Genomic DNA, 16,603 nt, shown 5'->3' with positions numbered 1-16,603 from the left:
GCCATGGATCTCGACATGGCGCAGGTACGTTCCTTCGTGCGCACCGCCGAGGAACTGCACTTCGGGCGGGCGGCCGGGACGCTTGCCGTCTCCCAGCAGGCGCTGTCCAAGAGGATCGCGCGGCTGGAATCCCTGCTCGGCACCGAACTGTTCCAGCGCGTCGGCAACGGCGTACGCCTCACCGAGGCCGGCAGGCGTTTCCTCCCGCCGGCCCGGCAGGCCGTGGCCGCCGCCGACGCTGCGGTCGCGGCGGCGGTCGGCGAGGACCGTCCGCTGCGCGTGGATGTCTGGGGGCATCTCTACGCACCGATGCGGACGCTGGCCCAGGTTGCCGGACGGGCCGGAGAGCTGGCGTTGGGACACGGGCGCGATCTGCCGTCAGTGACGACGGCACTGCTGCACGGCGACATCGACGCGGCCTTCGGCCGGGTCCATCCCCCTCTTCCCGCCGGCCTCGCACACCGCCTCGTCCGCCTCGAACCGGTGGACGCCGTGCTGAACGCGGACCATCCGCTCGCAGCCGAACCAGTGCTGCGGCCGGACCAGCTGCGGGACAGCGTGCTGTGGGCGCCCGGCGCGCTGGACCGGCTCGACTTCCTCCACCGGTTCGCCGGCCGGTTCGGCATTCGGAGCACGGCCACGAGCGTCAACCTGGGGCTCGCCCACTTCCTCGCCGCGGTGGCGGAAGAGCCGCGGCGCTTCTCTCTGGTGCCTGCCGATGTGCCACTGCCGGAGATCCCCGGGCTGCGTTCCGTCCCGCTGGTCGAACCCACGCCGCTGTATGCCTGGTCGCTGCTGTGGCGCACCGGCGACGGGCGCCCGGGCCTGAACAGCCTCGCCGCCTCTTGCGCCGAGGCAGCACGGCGAAACCGATGGCTGGAGTACGACCCGACCCGTGAATGGCTGCCCGAACCACCCGCGAGCGGTCCCGGGACCGGGCCGGAATGACCGGCCACCGCGCACCGAACCGGCCGACGCAGTAGGCGGCACCGGCTGACCAACGCACCTGACGAACGACACGACTACGGCATCCGCCCCGGTAAGCGCCATACGCTTCAGCACGGGACTGCCGACCGGTCCGGACCGACTCCTCCGGACGCGTCTCCCGCACCGGAGGGCTGGGCGTCCGTGGCCACGGCGACCGGCGAGCTGGTGCCGGAACTCCTGGAACCTGCTGAGTGGCTTCGTCCACTTCGAGCGGTTCCGCCCAGTTTTCGTGCCGGGTGACGCTCCGTCATGGCTGGACGTCGAAGAGAGCGATGGACGGTGGGGGCGGGGCAAGCACGGCGCGAAGGCGGGTGAGCAGGGACCGCCACCGCTTCCAGTCCTCCGGGTCGGCCCGGTTTGAGGCCGGCCCGTCCTCGTCGCTCGCGATGCGGGCGAGGGCTTCGTCGGCGAGCGTCCGAAGGTCGGAAGGGAACACGGGGATAGGTGTTTCCGGACCGTAGGACATGTCGACGGGTTCGCCTCCCGGGCATTGCGCCGCGATGAGTGCAGCGGCGGCCACCGCCTCTTCCGCTTCCGTGAGATATCCGGTGGCGTCGGTCGTACGGATGAGGACGCCTCGGATCAGGGCTTCGCGCGCCTCGGGCCGGGCGTCGTCGAGAGCGTCGGCGAAGTCTGCGGCTGTGTCGTTGTCGAAGGGACCGGTACCCCAGGTGCCCATGCTGATCTCCTTTCCGCAAGGCCGCCCGGATCCTCGCATCAGGGACTGACAGCATGCCTACGGGGCGAGCAGGACCCGTTTGGGCAGAGGCGGGAAGCCTGCGCGGCCGGGCATCCGGCGCGGTACAGCCGGGCGCAGGCCGGACACTCTCTCCACGCGGCTGGGCGGCCGGGCGGCCACGCGTCCGCCGTCCGCCCCTCCCGCCTGTCCGGCGCCGTCAGATCCCGGCGGCATGGAGCCGGGCGAAGGTGCCGGCCCCCGCGGCCCGTGCGGCCGGGAGACGGCGTCCTTCACGCGATGCCCGGCATCCCCGGCATGTGCGGGCCCCTCAGCGGGCGGGCAAGGCCGCACAGTGCCCCGCCCGCGGTGGCTCGGAGATCGTTCGGGGGCGGGGCCGGGAGAAGAGGCAGGGGCAACCCATCCGAAATAGTCTGTTCCAAGGCTTGTGCACCCTGGTTGCGCACATGGGCCGGATGTACTCGTCGAGGCAGAGGAGCCCCCATGAAAGCAGCCGTTGTCCGCAGCTTCACCGAACCGGTGGTCGTCGAGGACCGGCCGGTCCCCTCTCCCGCCGGGCACCAGGTCCTCGTCAGGATGGAGGCGTCCGGCCTGTGCCACACCGACATCCACGCGGCGCACGGCGACTGGCCGGTCAAGCCCTCCCCTCCCTTCGTCCCGGGCCACGAGGGCATCGGCATCGTGGAGGCGGCCGGCGACCAGGTCACCCACCTCGCGGTCGGCGACCGGGTGGCCATTCCCTGGCTCGGAGAGGCGTGCGGGCACTGCGACCACTGCGTCTCCGGCTGGGAGACGCTCTGTCTCCAGCAGCAGAACAGCGGCTACTCGGTCGACGGCAGCCATGCCGAGTACGCCCTCGCCCACGGAACGTACGTGGTACCCGTGCCCGACGGCATCGACCCGCTGGACGCGGCACCGCTGACCTGCGCGGGTGTCACCACGTACAAGGCGGTCAAGCTCTCCGGGGCACGCCCCGGCACCCGGGCGCTCGTGTCCGGCATCGGCGGGCTGGGACACCTGGCCCTGCAGTACGCCCGGATCTTCGGCGCCGAGACCATCGCGGTCGACGTCACCGACGAGAAACTCGCCCTCGCCAGGGAACTGGGCGCCGACCACGTCATCGACGCACGTGTCCAGGACGTGGCCGAGGAGGCGCAGCGGCTCGGCGGTGCCGACGCGGCCGTCTCGCTTGCGGTGAGCAACGCCTCGTTCGAGGCCGCGTACGCGTCGCTGCGGCGTGGCGGCACGCTGGTCCTGGTGGCCCTGCCGGCGGAAGGGAAGCTGGAGATCCCGGTCTTCGACACCGTGCTCAACGGAACGAAGATCGTCGGATCGATCGTCGGCACCCGGGAGGACCTGGCCGAGGTCTTCCGGCTGCACGGCCTGGGCCGCACCCGGGTGGTGCGCGAGACCCGGGACCTGACCGACATCAACGCCTCGATCGATGAGGTGCTGGGCGGCCGGGTGCCGGGCCGTCTCGTCTTCGACATGAGCCGGACCCGTACCTGAGCCCGTGTCCGGTCCGGTGAGGCTGACGGGTCGTTCGTACGGCGGACGGCTGCGGCGACGCGGGAGCAGCGTGGTCTGCTCGACGCGCTGACGGAACGCGTCGTCCCGCTGCCCCGGCCACGCCGGCACGCGACCCCGCTGGCCGAACCGCGCCGCGCGGCTCGTTGGACGGCTCCGGACCGGGCGGAGGCGCGCTGGGGCGCCGAGCACGCCTCCGCCCGGCCGCACCAGCCCAAACGGATCCGCGCCCACGACGAACGGCGCGCCGGTCTCCGCCAGGGCCCGCCCGAACCGGTCTGCGGCCTCACACACCTCCGCCGCCCGCGGGCCTCAATCGGATCACCCCAGCGGACCAGACGTCGCACGATGGCCGGTGCGGAGAAGGCAGGCCGCCTCTCCCCGCAGCACCCCACGGCTTCGCGGGTCGGCCATGTCAGCGCGCCAGCGCGTGGAGACAACCGTCCGTCGAGGCCACGTACACCGTGGTGGCGTCGACAGCTGTCGTACCGGTGGCCCCGCCTGCCTCGAAGTGCCAGTGTTCTGTCCCGGTGGCCGCGTCCACCGCGTGCACAAAGCGGGTGGCGCGGTTCTTCTCCCGGTAGGCGGCCTCGTCGGGCAGGGCCTGGTAGGCCAGGCTGCCGAGGTACACGGCCTGGCCGGCGACGATCGGGGTGGCGCCGCCCCCGGATGCCCACTGGCCCCAGGTGGCGAACCGCTCGCCGTACCGGACCTTGAACCGCCAGCGCGGCGTACCGGTCCATGGGTCTCTGGCTGTGAGCAGCCCGTCCACGGTCGTCGTGTAGAGCACCCCGCCCGCCAGCGTGAGCGGCTGGAGGTCGGCGGTGGGATCCTTTCTGGATCCGGGCTGGGACCAGCGTCTCTCGTGTGTCGCCATGTCCAGGCCGGTGAGCGTTCCCGCCGCGCAGTTGTAGACATACTGGGTGTCGATGGCCACGTAGTCGCTGAGGCCGAATGAGTCGCGCCATTTCTCACGTCCGGTACGCAGGTCGACGGCGCTCAAGTAGTTGACGGTGGAACCGAGTACCCCCACGCAGACGACGGTTCCGTTCACCGCCGGGCCCGATCCGATACCACCCCTCGGTGCGTAGCTCCATCTTTTCCTGCCCGTGGCCGCGTCGAGTGCGTAAAGGGGCGCTCCCGACCGGGCGGCGTAGACGATGCCGCCGTGCACGCATGGCGGCATCGGGTCCAGGGCGTCGTCCGTGGTGGCCAGTCGGTAGGCCCACCGCTTCGTTCCCCGCCGGGTGTCGACGCCCTGCAGATACATGTTCCCGTCCTCGATGCAGAGGATGCCGGAACTCACCGCGGCACTGCTCAGCCGCCGCGTGAAAGGGGCGTTGTGGTGCAGTGTCCACCGGCGTTCCCCCGACGACCGGTCGAAGCCGTGCAACGTGCCGTCCAGGTTCAGCACCAGAACGTCGTCGACGAGCAGCACATCGGACACGTCCTCCATCTCCGGGATCTTCTTGCGCCACATGGTCTCGCCCGGCTTCGGCTCCTTGCGCGGCGCGCCGCCTGCGGGGCTCGACGTCCGCGTCGTGGTCGGGGTGGGCGAGCGCGAGATGGAAGGGGCGACGGGTGGGCTCGTGGTGCGGTCTGCGGGGCCGGGCCCCAGGCCGACGCCTGCCTTCTCTTCACCGCCGAGCAGGAACTGCCGTATGCCGAGTCCCGCTCCGCCCAGGCCCGCCGTGCCGACGGCCGCACCGGCGAGGAGCGAGCGTCGGGGAAGGCGCCCCAGCAACGGTGCGGTGCTCGGAGCGAGTCGCATGAGCGTGGGGTCGCTCGAGGCGTCGGTGGCCGGGCTGTCCGGGTGGGCCCGGTTACGGGCCAGGACGATCAGCCCGCCCGCGTTTCTGTTGCGCTGCTGCGGCAGAGGTCTTCCCTTCGCGGCGAGCCGCGCGTGGGCTTCCCGGTAGATGGTGTCCATGTCCAGCAGCTCGGGCCCTTCGGGGATGCCGCCGACGAGAATACCGATCAGCTCCCCGGTGAATGCCGTGTACCGCTCCCCCGGGAAGGACAGCGACTTGCGTGTCTCTGCCGTCGACGTCAGCAGACACGTGCCGTCGATCAATGCCTGTGCGGTGACATGGTCACCGGCACCCATCTCCCCGATCAGCGCGCGTCCGCTGTAGCAGCTGTCCAGGATGACAACCTTGCGGCGGGCCGTGACGGCCGGGTCCAGAACAGCCCTGCGCACATACTCGTACCGCAGGGCCGTGTCGGGCCGCCCCCGTTCGGAAGCGGGCAGCGCCAGGTACAGCTCGTCGGTGTAGGGGTCGACCAGGCCATGGCCCGCGTAGTACACGATGAGCGTGTCGGTGGCCAACGGCGCCTGCGCGTGCAGGGCGTCGAGGGCCTGCTGCGCGCTCTCGGGCTGGTCGAGCACCGTGCAGTGGGAGTCAGGCAGGCCCCAGACGGCGGGGTGCCGCAGCGCGCCCGCCAGCCCGGTGAGGTTCCGTGTCACCGCGGACAGATCGGTCAGCTTCCGGTAGGTGTGGCTCCCGATCAGCACCGCCCGCGAGGCCTTCGGGTCCGGCGGGGACAGGCGCACGGCTACGGCTGCTGCGCCGGCAGGTCCTCGGGTGGCACGGAAGAACTGGCCGGACCGGCCTCGCCCGCCAGCCCCGCCGCCCCTCCGCCGTCTCCGTCCGTGGCACCCGGGCAACCGCCCAGCGCGCCGAGAATCCTGCGTACGTTCTCGGCGTCGGCCGCGTCACCGGTCAGCTCTACAGTGGCGCCCGCGCATTCGATGCGAACGGACGGGGCTGCGGGCCGCGAGTCGCGCCAGGCCAGCACCGAGATCACCAGACTGCCGAGCGCGAGGGTGCTGTCGACGACGGCGCTGATCGATTCGAGGTCCGCGCCCATGTCGCCGTCCCGGAGAGGTGCGGCCACCAGGGACACCCTGGCGTCGTGTACAACCTCCCGGTCCCGGACGATCCAGCGATGCAGCGAGGTCAGCTCGCGATCGGCACCTGCCGTGACCACACGGATCTCCACCATGCCTCCCCCGGCACCCACGGCTCTCACAGTCCTACTGGACCCTCTCGGAACAGACCAGCATTCTAACTTCAACTCAGGCATTCTCATTCGATGTTCACCTATTCCTACGCTTCAGGTGTCGGCCACATCACTCCGCCACGGAGCCTCACCCCGAAGAACTGCCTCGGCATCTCAACGATGGCCAGGAATGCCGTGTCGCACCACAGCAGTCAAAGCGTCGGAGAACCCGATGATCTCCGTGATGCTCAGGTCTGTCCGCAACGGAGGAAAATCCGGTCGAGCGCGATCCGCGCCTGAACGGGCGGGGTCTGCCGCTGGTGCCGTCGTACTTCTACTGGCAGCACCCGATCCCCCTGGTAGACAAACAGCTGCTGCCGGCACTCATCCACCCGGTCGACAAGACCCCCTCACCGCCGACCGCTCCCCGGCATCGCCGGCGCGCATGCCGGGCCCACCCGCGCCGCGCTCCTGTCCGAGGCCGCCGCGCCACCACCTCCGAGCTCTCCGATGCGGCAGGGGTACGCCTACCGGGCGTCAGCCAGCAACTGCCCGTACTGCGGGACGGCGGACTCGCCGCGTCCCGGCACGATGGCAAACGCATCCCGGACACCGCAACTCCCCTGCAACGTAGGTTCCTTGGCGGCTTCCAGCACCCCTCGACGTTTTGGCCGCAGCCAAAACCACAAACGCGCTACCTGGTGGCCGTCGCATGCTCTGCGGGAAGGAACACGGCGCACACCACATAAAGGGGATCTTGCATGAAGCAGTTCAAGCGTGCCGCAGCAGTACTGGCCTCCGTCGTCCTTGCCGGGACGGGGCTGGCGCTCGCGACCGCACCGGCCTCCGCCGCCCGGGCCGGGGCCGCCCCGGCCGTCCAAGCGGTTTACCCCAAGGTCTACGTGTACTTCGCCTACTCCTCGTGGTCCCACGAGAGCCCGGACTCGAAGGCGTCCACCCACGTAGGCACCTTGAAAGCGGGCAGGAACTACGTCTTCTGCTTCGTCAACGGCGAAACGTACACGGACAAGGGCCACACGAGCAGCGTCTGGCTGAGGACCAACGACGACAACGGCAACCCCGATGTCTATGTGTCCAGGGTCTACCTCACCGACGGCAGCTACAACGTGGACCTGCCGCGCTGCTGATACCCCGCCGCCCCGGCAGTCCCCGCCAGGCCGCTTCGGACTGGGCCTGGCGGGCCCCCGGGCCTCCCCACGGTCCCCGCATGCACGTTGTCCGAAGGGGGTTGGTGCCATGTTCCCGATCCCCGGGTCGGGACGTCTCAGCCGGCGTCGAACCCTTCCGCTCGTAGCATCGAAGTACGAGCCAGGATCGAACATCACCGGGTGAGCCGGACATCTCCGGTGTCGCCTCCTCCTTCACAGATCCCGGGCACCCGTGTGCTGATGGTGCTGGCCGATGGGCGTGCGCTCCCGGCAGAACGCCCTGCCCAGGCGGCGGGCGTGTCCGGACGAGCGGTCGCGAACCGTCCCATCTACGTGGTGATGGCCGTGACCGCGGTCGGATCCGGCCGTCGTGGGTCTGTCCGCGGTGACGGGAGGGGCGTGCCGTGGTGCCGGCCTGTTGTTTCAGATCACCATGACGAGTGTGACGACTGCCAGCAGGGCGATGTAGGCGAGGGAGTGGATCCGGTCCGGGACGCGGGCGGCGGTGCGGCGGGCGAGGGCGATGGTGGGCAGTGAGCCGGCGAGCAGTGCGGCGCAGGCGATCAGGTCGATGTGGCCGAGCTGTCCGGGGCCGGTGTGCTGGGTGGGGACCGCGAGGGCGTAGACGGCGGTGCCGACCACGGCGACGGGCACGCTGAGCGGGTTGGCCATCGCCGTGGCCTCGGCCATGGGCAGGCCGCGGCGGCGCAGCAGGGGGACGGTCATGACGCTGCCGCCGACACCCAGGCACGCGGCGACGGTGCCGATGGCGATGCCGCCGAGGGTGGTGACGGGGCGGCTCAGGGGGCGTGGTTCCCGGGTCTGCGGGGCGGTCAGGAAGCCCTTGCGGAGCAGGCTGTCGGCGATCGTCGCGAGCAGGTAGACGGTGAAGAGTGCTCGCAGTGTGGTTTCGCCGGTCCGGGTTGCCACGAGGGATCCGGCCACCGCGCCGGCCAGGACGAATGCGGCCATGGGCCAGATGTATTCCTGGCGGATCCGGCCCTGGCGCCATTGTGTCAGGGTCGCGAAGAGCGAGTTGACGACCATGACCGCCGTGGAGGTGGCCACCGCGACGTGCATGGCGTCGGTGCCGGGGTGGGCCGTGGTGTTCCAGAGGGCGTAGACGACGGGGACGGTGACGAAGCCGCCGCCGAATCCGAAGAGCGCCGTGGTGATCCCGGTCAGGCAGCCGAACAGGAGCAGCAGGAGGTAGGGGGTTTGCACTGCTGCGACGCTACGGGCCTGGCGGTGTGGCGGGCAATCGACTGGTTGCCAGGTTCTTTCGCTGATCCGACAGGGGTGGTCCGGCAGGGTGGTCCGGCAGGGGTTTCTTCGGCCGGGCCCGGTGGCCGCGGTGCGGGTTGGCGGTTCGTGTGTGGTGCCGGACCGGGGCGGTCAGCTCCCGGACAGCAGGGAGAGGCCGCCGACGAGCACGATCGCCATGAGGATGACCAGGGCGAGCAGGACTCCCATGCAGAAGCCGCAGCCCTGGCCCGTCCCCCGGCTGAACGAACCGTCGCCCCCGCCGGGCGCTTGCCCTGCCATCCCGCCTCCCGAACTCTCCTGGATGCCACAGGTGGCAGGGCTTTTCCGTCCCCCGGTGCCACGCACCCATCGTGATGGGCCGTGTCTTCGTGGAGTTGGCGACGGGTGCGCGGCGGATGTGCTTTCAGCGCGGAGAACGTGCTGGGGCCGTGCCGTCCCGGAACTGCCGGGGTGTCTGGCCGTAGGTTCTCCTGAACACGCGGCTGAACTCGCCCGGGCTGGAGAATCCCCATCGGGCGGCGATCACGCCGATGGGCTGCTTGTGCGGGGAGGGTGTGGCGAGGGCTTGTCGGCAGCGTTCCAGCCGTCGGCGCCGCACGGCCGCCATGACGCCTTCGGGCTCGACGCTGAACAGTTGGTGGAGGGTGCGGACCGAGATGTGGTGGTGCGCGGCGATGGCGGCCGGGGTGAGTCCGGGGTCGCCGAGGTTCGTCTCGATGAACGCTCCGATTCTCGTGACGAGGGCTCGGCGTCTGGTCTCGGCGGGAAGGATGCCGCTGGCATCGATGTGGCCGGCGAGGAAGGCCGCTGCCAGGTCGACGGCGATGGTGCCCAGGCGTTGGTTCTCCGCCTTCGACTGGTGCGCGACCTGCCCGAACGCGGATCCCATGAGGTGCCGCAGGAGGGAGCCCGTGGCGGTGTGCGTGGACAGCGGCTGGGCGAGCAGCCGGTCCGTCTGGTCGGCGGGCAGGGGGAACGCCGCCCTGGGGAGGTGGAGGACCGTCAGGACCGTGCCCAGTCCGAGGTCCGGGAAGGTCGCCTCCAGCGGGTGGGCCATGTCGAAGAACACCAGTCCGCCGGCGTCGACGGCGACGCTTCCGTTCTGCTGGGTCACCCGCATGGGGCTGCGGTGGATGAGTGCCAGCATGTAGGTGTCGGTGCCGCCGCGCCGGATGTGCCGTGCGGTCCGGGTGGCGTCCAGGGCAGGGAAGGAGAACCGGGCCAGTTGTACCGCGCCGAGATCGGTGTGCCGGACCTGCGCGGGGAAGTCCCCGGCGTGGGAGCTGGTCATGGCCAGTGGTGCGATCTGGTCGTGGATGACATCGACGAACCAGCCGAACCGGTCGGTGGCGGCCAGGCCGCTGTTCGACAGCGAGACCACGGGTGCGGCGGCAGAAGTCGTCATCGCGACATGGTCGGGAACCCGGAGCCGCTCCGGGAAGACCATCTTCGGCCAGGCTGAGACAAGAAGAATAGGGGGCTCGTCGGCTGCGACGGGGCAGGGGCAGGGCTGGCGGCAGTACCGCGGAATGCGCGGCAGCGGCGGTGGGCTCCCCCGACCGGCCCCGGCACGCGACGAGTTCATTCGTCCTCGTACCAGGGGGAAGCCGCCGTGACAGCCGTGTGCCCAAGGGCGCGACAGGGCACTACTAGTCTGGTGGTGTGCGCAATGTCCGTATCGACGAGGTCGATGGCTTCGACCGTGCGGTTCTGGCCATCGGTACCGATTACCCGCCCGGTCATCTGCTGCCGTACCACGAGCATCGCCGGGCCCAGGTGCTGTATGCGGCGACCGGTGTGATGGAGGTGTCGACGGCGGAGGGGGCGTGGACGGTGCCTCCCGACCGGGCGGTGCTGGTCCCGGCGGGGACGCGGCATCGGGTGTCGATGCGCGGGGTGAGTACCCGCAGTCTCTACGTCGAGCCCGCCGCCGTGCCGTGGTTTCCCGGCCGGTGCCGGGTCGTCGAGGTCTCCGCGTTGCTGCGGGAGCTTCTTCTGGCGGCCGTCGACATGGAGCCGCTGTATCCGGAGCACGGTCGCGATGCCGCGCTGGTGGGTCTGCTCCTGCATGAGCTGGCCGGTCTGGCGCCGTTGCCCCTGGAGGTTCCGTTGCCTGCCGATCCGGCGCTCCGGCGGCTGTGTGCCGCGTTCCTGCGCCGTCCGGACATCCATGATCCGCCTGCTCGTTGGGCTGCTGAACTGGGGGTCAGCGAGCGCACTCTGGGCCGTCGGTTCCGTGATTCCACCGGGCTGGGTTTCGCGCAGTGGCGGCAGCGGGCGTGTGTCGTGCATTCCTTGCAGCACCTGGCCGTTGGTGTGCCGGTGGCCCGGGTCGCGGCGGGTCTCGGGTACGAGAGTCCGGCGGCGTTCACCACCGCTTTCGGTGCCCTGCTGGGCCGTCCGCCGAGTGCCTACCGGGGGCCCGGTCCCTGAGGGGGTTCGAGGGGGGCCGTCCAGACCATGGCCAGGGCGAAGCCGAGGTCGTCGAAGCGTGCTCCGGGGAAGACGCTCCCGTAGAGCTCGCGGAACTGTGCGCGGGACAGGTAGCGGTCGCTGAGCAGGTGGGCCAGCCAGGGCCGGCTGTGCCAGAAGCGCAGTTGGAACCATGCGTCGCGGAGCCCCAGGCGCCGGGCCTCGCGGGGGAAGTTCCACCGTGCGGGCCAGGTGTACGCCCGTCGTGGCGGGGTCGGGCGGAAGTCGCAGACGTTGTCGACGAGTGCGACGGTGGCGCCGGGTCTCGCGAGGCTCTTGAGGTGTTCGAGGCCCGCGCGGCAGTCCTTCAGGTGGTGCAGCATCGTGTGGCTGTAGACCAGGTCGAAGCCGTTCTTGTCCTCCAGCGCGAGCAGGTCCTCCACGATGTAGTGCGTGCGGGGCCGTGCTCTTGTGGTCCTGGCGATCTCGATGAGGGGGACGCTCAGGTCGAGGCCGACGACTTCCTCGAAGTGGCCGGACAGGGCTTCGACCGCGTGGCCCGAGCCGCAGCCGGCGTCCAGGGCCCGTTCGCCCTTCAGGCCCAGTCCCAGGAGCCAGGCGGTGTTCCGTCCGGGGAGCAGGCTCACGAAGCGGTCGTAGTCGCGGGCGAACCGGTCGAAGGACTGGGGGTCGGTCGTCTCCGTCATGTCCCGTCCCGATGTCGCCGGCCCTCGGTCTCCGCCGGCCCAGTATGCACGGTGGGATGTGGCGGTGGGATGTGGCGGTGGGATGTGCGGTGCGTTGTGCGCAACCCGGTTCCGTTTCCTGGCGTCCAGTCCCTTGACGGACGGCTGACGATCACCCGTGGAGAGCACATGGCGAAGAAGGACCGGACGGCGGACGCGGTGCGGGAGAGGGACCGCGAGAAGTGGATGGCCCGTTTCCAGGTGCGGCTGGCCATGCAGCCGGGGGTGGACCGGGCGGTGGTGCTCCGGGCGGTCAAGGAGGTCACGACGCACGACGCGGGTGCCGGGGAGGATCCGCGGGCTGTTCTCGGCGATCCGGACGCCTATGCCGTTCAGGTCGCCGAGCGGCTGGTGCCGGCGGACCGGGCGGCGCGCGCGAAGCGGCGCGACGCCGCGGTGGACACGTTCGACTCCGTGCTGAAGAAGGCCCGGGACATCGCCGGTCTCTGACCGGCCGGTGCGGTTTCGGCCGGGCCGGCCGCACCGCCCGTCGCACGTGTCCGCCCGGTCGGTCACCGCAGGACGAAGCCGGTGCCGAGCCCGTCCTCGGGGTCGAGGTCGAAGTGGTGCTCGCCGGTCCGGTAGGCGGTTCCCGTGACCTCGGCGACGACGGCGGGGCGGCCGTGGGCGGTCAGTTCCTCGACGATCCGTGCGTGGAAGCGGGTGCCGACGATCGAGTCGTGGACGAGGGTCCGGCCCGGTGCGAGGCGGCCGGTCGCCGCGAGTACGGCGACGCGGGAGCAGGTGCCGGAGCCGCAGGGGGAACGGTCGACCTGGCCGTCGGCGAAGACGGTGACGTTGCGCTGGTGGGGGTTGCCGTCCTCGTCGTCGCCGAGGTCGTCGTAGAGGATGGTGCCGTAGATGCCGCTGAGGCGGTCGTCGGCGGGGTGCCGGGCGTGCTCGGTGTCGTTCAGCGCCCGTTTGACCTCGCGTCCGAGCGCGATGAGGTCGGTGTAGTGCTCGGGAGTGACGGCGAGTCCGGCGCTGCCCGCGTCCAGGTGTGCGTAGATGGCGCCGCCGTAGGCGATGTCGACGACGACGTCCCCGCGGGAGGTGGTGAGGGCGACGCGTTCGGCGAGCCGGTAGCCGGGGACGTTGACGAAGTCGATGCCGGTGATCCGCTCGCCCTCGGTGTGGACGCGCAGGGTGACCCTGCCCGAGGGGACGTCGATGACGACCGTGGTGGTGCCGGAGGGGTCACGGGCGACGCGGCCGGTCCGCACGGCCCAGGCGGCGAGTGCGATGGAGCCGTGGCCGCAGGCCGTCGAGAAGCCGTCCTTGTGCCAGAACAGGACGCCGAAGTGGGCGCCTTCGTCGTCGGGCGGGGTGATGAAGCCGCCGTACATGTCGGCGTGGCCGCGGGGTTCGAAGCAGAGCAGGGTGCGCAGGGCCTGTACGTCGGGGTCGCCGATGGCGAACATCCGGCGTTCGGCGACGGTGGCTCCCCCGATGGCGGCCGGCGGCTCGGGGACGATACGGAAGGGCTCGCCGCCGGTGTGGTAGTCGACGGTGCGTACCTGACGGACGGTCATGGTGTTCTCCTCGGTCCGGGTCGCCGGTGCGGCGCCGGTCCTCGGGCACGGTGAGGCGGTCCCGGGCGGGCCGCGCCGCTCCCCCGCCGCCGTTGCGCGGGGGCTCGGGGACGATATCCCGCACCGCGGGTGCCCGGTGCCCGGGAGTGCCACTGGCACGGATCGGCCGGTGGGGCGGGGGTGTTCACGGGGTGCACAACTGCTCCCGAACAAGTGTCTATGAGTGTCTTTTGGATGCTATGGGTGTCTTATGATCTCGTGTATGAACCTGACGGAATGGGCACGCGCGCAGGGGGTCGCCCCGCGTACTGCGTACCGCTGGTTCCGTGAGGACACGTTGCCGGTCCCCGCGGAACGTGTGGGGCCGCGCACCATCTCATCGAGGCGAACTCCTCACCGACGGTGACGGGCGGCGTGGGTCTGTATGCCCGCGTCTCCTCCCACGACCAGAAGGACGACCTTGTCCGGCAGACGGCACGGCCGGATGAACGTCGAGCTGGTCGAAGCCGCTCTGTCCGCGACGGGCCGCCGTCTGGTGGTGCTGGACGACGGCGAGGCCGAAGACGACCTGGTGCACGACATGGTGGAAGTGCTGACCTCGTTCTGCGCCCGCCTGTACGGGCGCCGGTCGGCGAAGAACCGTGCGCAGAAGGCTCTTGAGGCGGCGGCCGATGGCTGAGCCGAAGAAGAAGCTGCGCACCATCGACGCACCGTTCGTCGCACTCGGCCCGTCCGGGGTGGCGGTACGCGACCGGCTCAAGCAGCTCACGCCCAAGGACGAGAAGCTGCTACGGCTGGTCGGCGAACACCTCGGTTCGCTGGCGTCGCTGGACCTCAAGGCCCGGTGCGTGGACGGCCCGGACCACACCAGCGACACATGGGCTGCCCGTAAACAGAGCCTGACCGCCGCGTCATCGTCCCGCTGGGCCGGGAGCATCACGAAGGCCACCCACGACCAGTGGGCGCTGTCCCGCCGTTGTCAGCTCGCGCACATCCACAACCTCGAGGCCGGCGTCCGCACGCTGATGCAACGGCTGTCCCGGCCGATCGGCGAGAAGGGCACCAAGCGGGCACCGGGCGGATACCGGTCCAAGAGCGAGTGGTTCCAGAAAACCCGCCGACTGGTGGTCCTGGAACACCGGCTCAACGTCGCTCGCGCCGATCGTGAGGCCAGTGTCGTGCATGTGGTGCGCGGTGGCCGGCGCCTGCTGAACACCCGCCACCACCTGGCCGAAGCGCAGCTCACCGAGGCCGAATGGCGCCGGCGCTGGGAGGCCGGGCGCTGGTTCCTGGCCGCCGACGGCGAGACCGGCAAACGCTTCGGGAACGAGACGATCCGGGTCACCCCGGACGGCGAAGTATCGGTCAAGCTGCCCGCGCCGCTGGCACACTTGGCGAACGCGAAGCACGGCCGGTACGTCCTCGCCCGCAAAGTTGCCTTCAAGCACCGGGGCCAGGAATGGGCCGCCCGCATCTCGGCGAACCGGGCGGTGGCCTACCGCATCCACCTGGACGTCGGCCGTGGCCGCTGGTACCTCACCGCGTCCTGGCAGCGCCCCGTCGTCAGGACCGTCCCGCTCGACGCCGCACGAGCAGGCGGCATGATCGGCGTCGACACGAACACCGACCACTTCGCCGCCTGTCAGCTCGATGCCCACGGCAACCCGGTGGGCGACCCGCGCCGCTTCTCCTACGACCTGTCCGGCACCGCGGATCACCGGGACGCCCAGGTCCGGCACGCCATCACCCAGGTTCTGCACTGGGCCAAGCAGTGCGGCGTGGCCGCGATCGGTATCGAGAACCTCGACTTCACGGCGGAGAAGACCCGCGAGAAACACGGACGCAGGAAGCGGTTCCGGCAGCTCATCTCCGGTATCCCCACCGGCAGGCTCAAGGCCCGGCTGGTGTCGATGGCCGCAGAGCAGGACCTCGCCATCGTGGCTGTCGACCCGGCGTACACATCGGTGTGGGGCGATGAGCACTGGCGCAAGCCCCTGAACAGCAACAAAAGGAAGATGTCCCGTCACGATGCCGCCGGTATCGCAATCGGGCGACGCGCCCTCGGGCATCCGATCCGGCGACGGACGGCACCGCCCCACGACGACCAGAGCGATCGTCGCGGGCATCGGACCGCCCAGGCCGGACCGGGAGCACGGAGGCGTGAGGAAACCCGCCCACCGGTCACGGAGCGTGCACACGATGCACGTCGCCGGACCGGGGAACTGAGAACGCGGGCAACCAGCGCATCCAACACCGTTCGGGACGCGCGCAGTGCCAGGACGTGGGTCCAAAACTCACTCCTGGACACTGTTTAGGAACGGTCAGGTGGTGGCCAGCAGCAGGTCCTCGCCGCTCGACGGGCGCAGGCCGTCGGCGCGACCGGAGAAGTAGCGTTCGGCGAGGAGCGCTCCGGGCACGTGCCCGGCGTCCTCGAAGCCGGTCTCGCGGGCCAGTGCCAGCATCTCGGACGGGGTGTAGAAGCTGATGAACGGTGTTCCGGATGCCTGGGCGCCCGCCTCGCTCGTCCGGAGGCCGGGGCGGTCGGCGTCGTCGAGGAGTTCGGGCGGGAGCAGGAAGGTCATGGCGAGGGTCGAGCCGGGTGCGAGGCCGGCGATCTCGCGCAGGGTGGCCGCGTTGGTTTCCCTGGTGAGGTACATGGTGACGCCGGTGGAGACGACGACTGCCGGGCGGCCGGTGTCGAATCCGGCCCGGGTCAGTTCTTCGAGCCAGTCCTCGTTCGCCTCGAAGTCGACCGGTACGAGGTGGAGCCGGTCGGGGATGCGGTAGCCGAGTTCGGTGAGGCGGCGGCGTTTCCATGCCTGGGTGTCGGGCTGGTCGACCTCGAAGATCTGCAGGCGGGAGGCGAGTTCCGGGTTGCGCTGGGCGAAGGTGTCCAGTCCGGCGCCCAGGATGACGTACTGGGTCGTGCCCCGGTCGGCCTGTTCGGTGATCAGGTCCTCGATGAACCGGGCGCGGGCGACGACGGCCGCCCGGAATCCGCTGGTGGCCTGCGGGTCCATGTCGGGGCGGGTGCGCCAGTCGTCGCCGGGGGCGACCAGGCGCAGGCCGATCCCGTCCTCGATCACGTGCGGGGGCGGGTCGGCCTCGAGGTGCAGTGCCCGCCACAGGGCGGTCCGCACCGCGGTGTGGTCCGGTGGCCGTGTCCGCTCGTGTGCCATGGTGCCGCTCCTTCGTCGCGGTCGGTTCCGGGCCGGTGGTCCGGGGGCGCGGGTGCCTGCCGGGGTCCCCGGGGCGGGCGTGGTG

15 protein-coding genes and 1 pseudogene are annotated in these 16,603 nt (G+C 70.7%); 7 read left to right on the top strand and 9 right to left on the bottom strand.

Going from position 1 to position 16,603, the window contains the following annotated elements:
* Positions 1-3: 3 nt before the first annotated feature.
* A complete protein-coding gene (locus tag ACIQGQ_RS24080) occupies positions 4-948 on the top strand; it encodes a LysR family transcriptional regulator (protein WP_402398725.1) in 945 nt (314 codons plus the stop codon).
* Positions 949-1,234: 286 nt separating this feature from the next.
* On the opposite strand, the gene ACIQGQ_RS24075 is transcribed toward ACIQGQ_RS24080, so the two are convergent.
* A complete protein-coding gene (locus tag ACIQGQ_RS24075) occupies positions 1,235-1,666 on the bottom strand; it encodes a DUF4259 domain-containing protein (protein WP_402398723.1) in 432 nt (143 codons plus the stop codon).
* A 501-nt stretch (positions 1,667-2,167) separates the two neighbouring features.
* Between ACIQGQ_RS24075 and adhP the strand changes: the two genes are divergently transcribed.
* Positions 2,168-3,193 carry an alcohol dehydrogenase AdhP gene (gene adhP, locus ACIQGQ_RS24070; RefSeq protein ID WP_402398721.1) on the top strand — a complete coding sequence of 342 codons (1,026 nt, stop codon included), beginning with the start codon at positions 2,168-2,170 and terminating at the stop codon, positions 3,191-3,193.
* A gap of 433 nt (positions 3,194-3,626) precedes the next feature.
* Here the strand turns inward: adhP and ACIQGQ_RS24065 are convergent, their stop codons facing one another.
* Together ACIQGQ_RS24065 and ACIQGQ_RS24060 are read right to left on the bottom strand one after the other, a co-directional pair.
* Positions 3,627-5,765: a PQQ-binding-like beta-propeller repeat protein gene (locus ACIQGQ_RS24065; RefSeq protein ID WP_402398719.1), complete on the bottom strand. Its 2,139-nt coding sequence runs from the start codon at positions 5,763-5,765 to the stop codon at positions 3,627-3,629.
* A 2-nt stretch (positions 5,766-5,767) separates the two neighbouring features.
* Positions 5,768-6,217, bottom strand: a complete 450-nt coding sequence (locus tag ACIQGQ_RS24060; RefSeq protein WP_402398717.1) for a hypothetical protein — start codon at positions 6,215-6,217, stop codon at positions 5,768-5,770.
* Positions 6,218-6,975: 758 nt separating this feature from the next.
* On the opposite strand from ACIQGQ_RS24060, the gene ACIQGQ_RS24055 reads away from it, so the two are divergent.
* The gene (locus ACIQGQ_RS24055; protein ID WP_402398716.1) at positions 6,976-7,362 is read left to right on the top strand and encodes a hypothetical protein; all 387 of its coding nucleotides are present in this window, start codon (positions 6,976-6,978) and stop codon (positions 7,360-7,362) included.
* A 444-nt stretch (positions 7,363-7,806) separates the two neighbouring features.
* Here ACIQGQ_RS24055 and ACIQGQ_RS24050 read toward each other — a convergent pair whose 3' ends face one another.
* The 3 genes from ACIQGQ_RS24050 to ACIQGQ_RS24040 all read right to left on the bottom strand — a co-directional run bounded on the left by ACIQGQ_RS24050 (position 7,807) and on the right by ACIQGQ_RS24040 (position 10,054).
* Positions 7,807-8,607: a sulfite exporter TauE/SafE family protein gene (locus tag ACIQGQ_RS24050; protein WP_402398714.1), complete on the bottom strand. Its 801-nt coding sequence runs from the start codon at positions 8,605-8,607 to the stop codon at positions 7,807-7,809.
* 171 nt (positions 8,608-8,778) lie between these two features.
* Positions 8,779-8,928, bottom strand: a complete 150-nt coding sequence (locus ACIQGQ_RS24045; protein WP_402398712.1) for a hypothetical protein — start codon at positions 8,926-8,928, stop codon at positions 8,779-8,781.
* Between the two features lie 124 nt (positions 8,929-9,052).
* Positions 9,053-10,054: a helix-turn-helix domain-containing protein gene (locus ACIQGQ_RS24040; RefSeq protein ID WP_402398710.1), complete on the bottom strand. Its 1,002-nt coding sequence runs from the start codon at positions 10,052-10,054 to the stop codon at positions 9,053-9,055.
* 257 nt (positions 10,055-10,311) lie between these two features.
* Between ACIQGQ_RS24040 and ACIQGQ_RS24035 the strand changes: the two genes are divergently transcribed.
* Positions 10,312-11,082: an AraC family transcriptional regulator gene (locus ACIQGQ_RS24035; RefSeq protein ID WP_402398708.1), complete on the top strand. Its 771-nt coding sequence runs from the start codon at positions 10,312-10,314 to the stop codon at positions 11,080-11,082.
* Here the strand turns inward: ACIQGQ_RS24035 and ACIQGQ_RS24030 are convergent.
* Positions 11,061-11,768 (bottom strand): class I SAM-dependent methyltransferase, encoded by a 708-nt coding sequence (locus ACIQGQ_RS24030; protein WP_402398707.1) that lies wholly within the window; start codon positions 11,766-11,768, stop codon positions 11,061-11,063. The two genes, ACIQGQ_RS24035 and ACIQGQ_RS24030, sit on opposite strands and share 22 nt — an antisense overlap.
* 168 nt (positions 11,769-11,936) lie before the next feature.
* Between ACIQGQ_RS24030 and ACIQGQ_RS24025 the strand changes: the two genes are divergently transcribed.
* Complete coding sequence (locus ACIQGQ_RS24025) at positions 11,937-12,257, top strand: hypothetical protein (protein ID WP_402398706.1); 321 nt, start codon at positions 11,937-11,939, stop codon at positions 12,255-12,257.
* Between the two features lie 62 nt (positions 12,258-12,319).
* Here the strand turns inward: ACIQGQ_RS24025 and ACIQGQ_RS24020 are convergent, their stop codons facing one another.
* Positions 12,320-13,339 (bottom strand): proline racemase family protein, encoded by a 1,020-nt coding sequence (locus ACIQGQ_RS24020; protein ID WP_402398705.1) that lies wholly within the window; start codon positions 13,337-13,339, stop codon positions 12,320-12,322.
* Between the two features lie 262 nt (positions 13,340-13,601).
* Between ACIQGQ_RS24020 and ACIQGQ_RS24015 the strand changes: the two are divergent.
* Positions 13,602-14,018 (top strand): annotated as a pseudogene (locus ACIQGQ_RS24015) (IS607 family transposase).
* Positions 14,011-15,654 (top strand): IS200/IS605 family accessory protein TnpB-related protein, encoded by a 1,644-nt coding sequence (locus tag ACIQGQ_RS24010; protein ID WP_402398703.1) that lies wholly within the window; start codon positions 14,011-14,013, stop codon positions 15,652-15,654. The pseudogene ACIQGQ_RS24015 and the gene ACIQGQ_RS24010 overlap by 8 nt, the downstream one beginning before the upstream one ends.
* A 6-nt stretch (positions 15,655-15,660) precedes the next feature.
* Here ACIQGQ_RS24010 and ACIQGQ_RS24005 read toward each other — a convergent pair whose 3' ends face one another.
* Positions 15,661-16,518 (bottom strand): class I SAM-dependent methyltransferase, encoded by an 858-nt coding sequence (locus tag ACIQGQ_RS24005; RefSeq protein WP_402398702.1) that lies wholly within the window; start codon positions 16,516-16,518, stop codon positions 15,661-15,663.
* Positions 16,519-16,603: the final 85 nt, after the last annotated feature.

It is taken from the genome of Streptomyces sp. NPDC092952 (assembly GCF_044754785.1).
Classification (GTDB): Bacteria; Actinomycetota; Actinomycetes; order Streptomycetales; family Streptomycetaceae; genus Streptomyces.
Note: the sequence above shows the minus strand (reverse complement) of the source record. Positions and strands in the feature narration are given on the sequence as shown.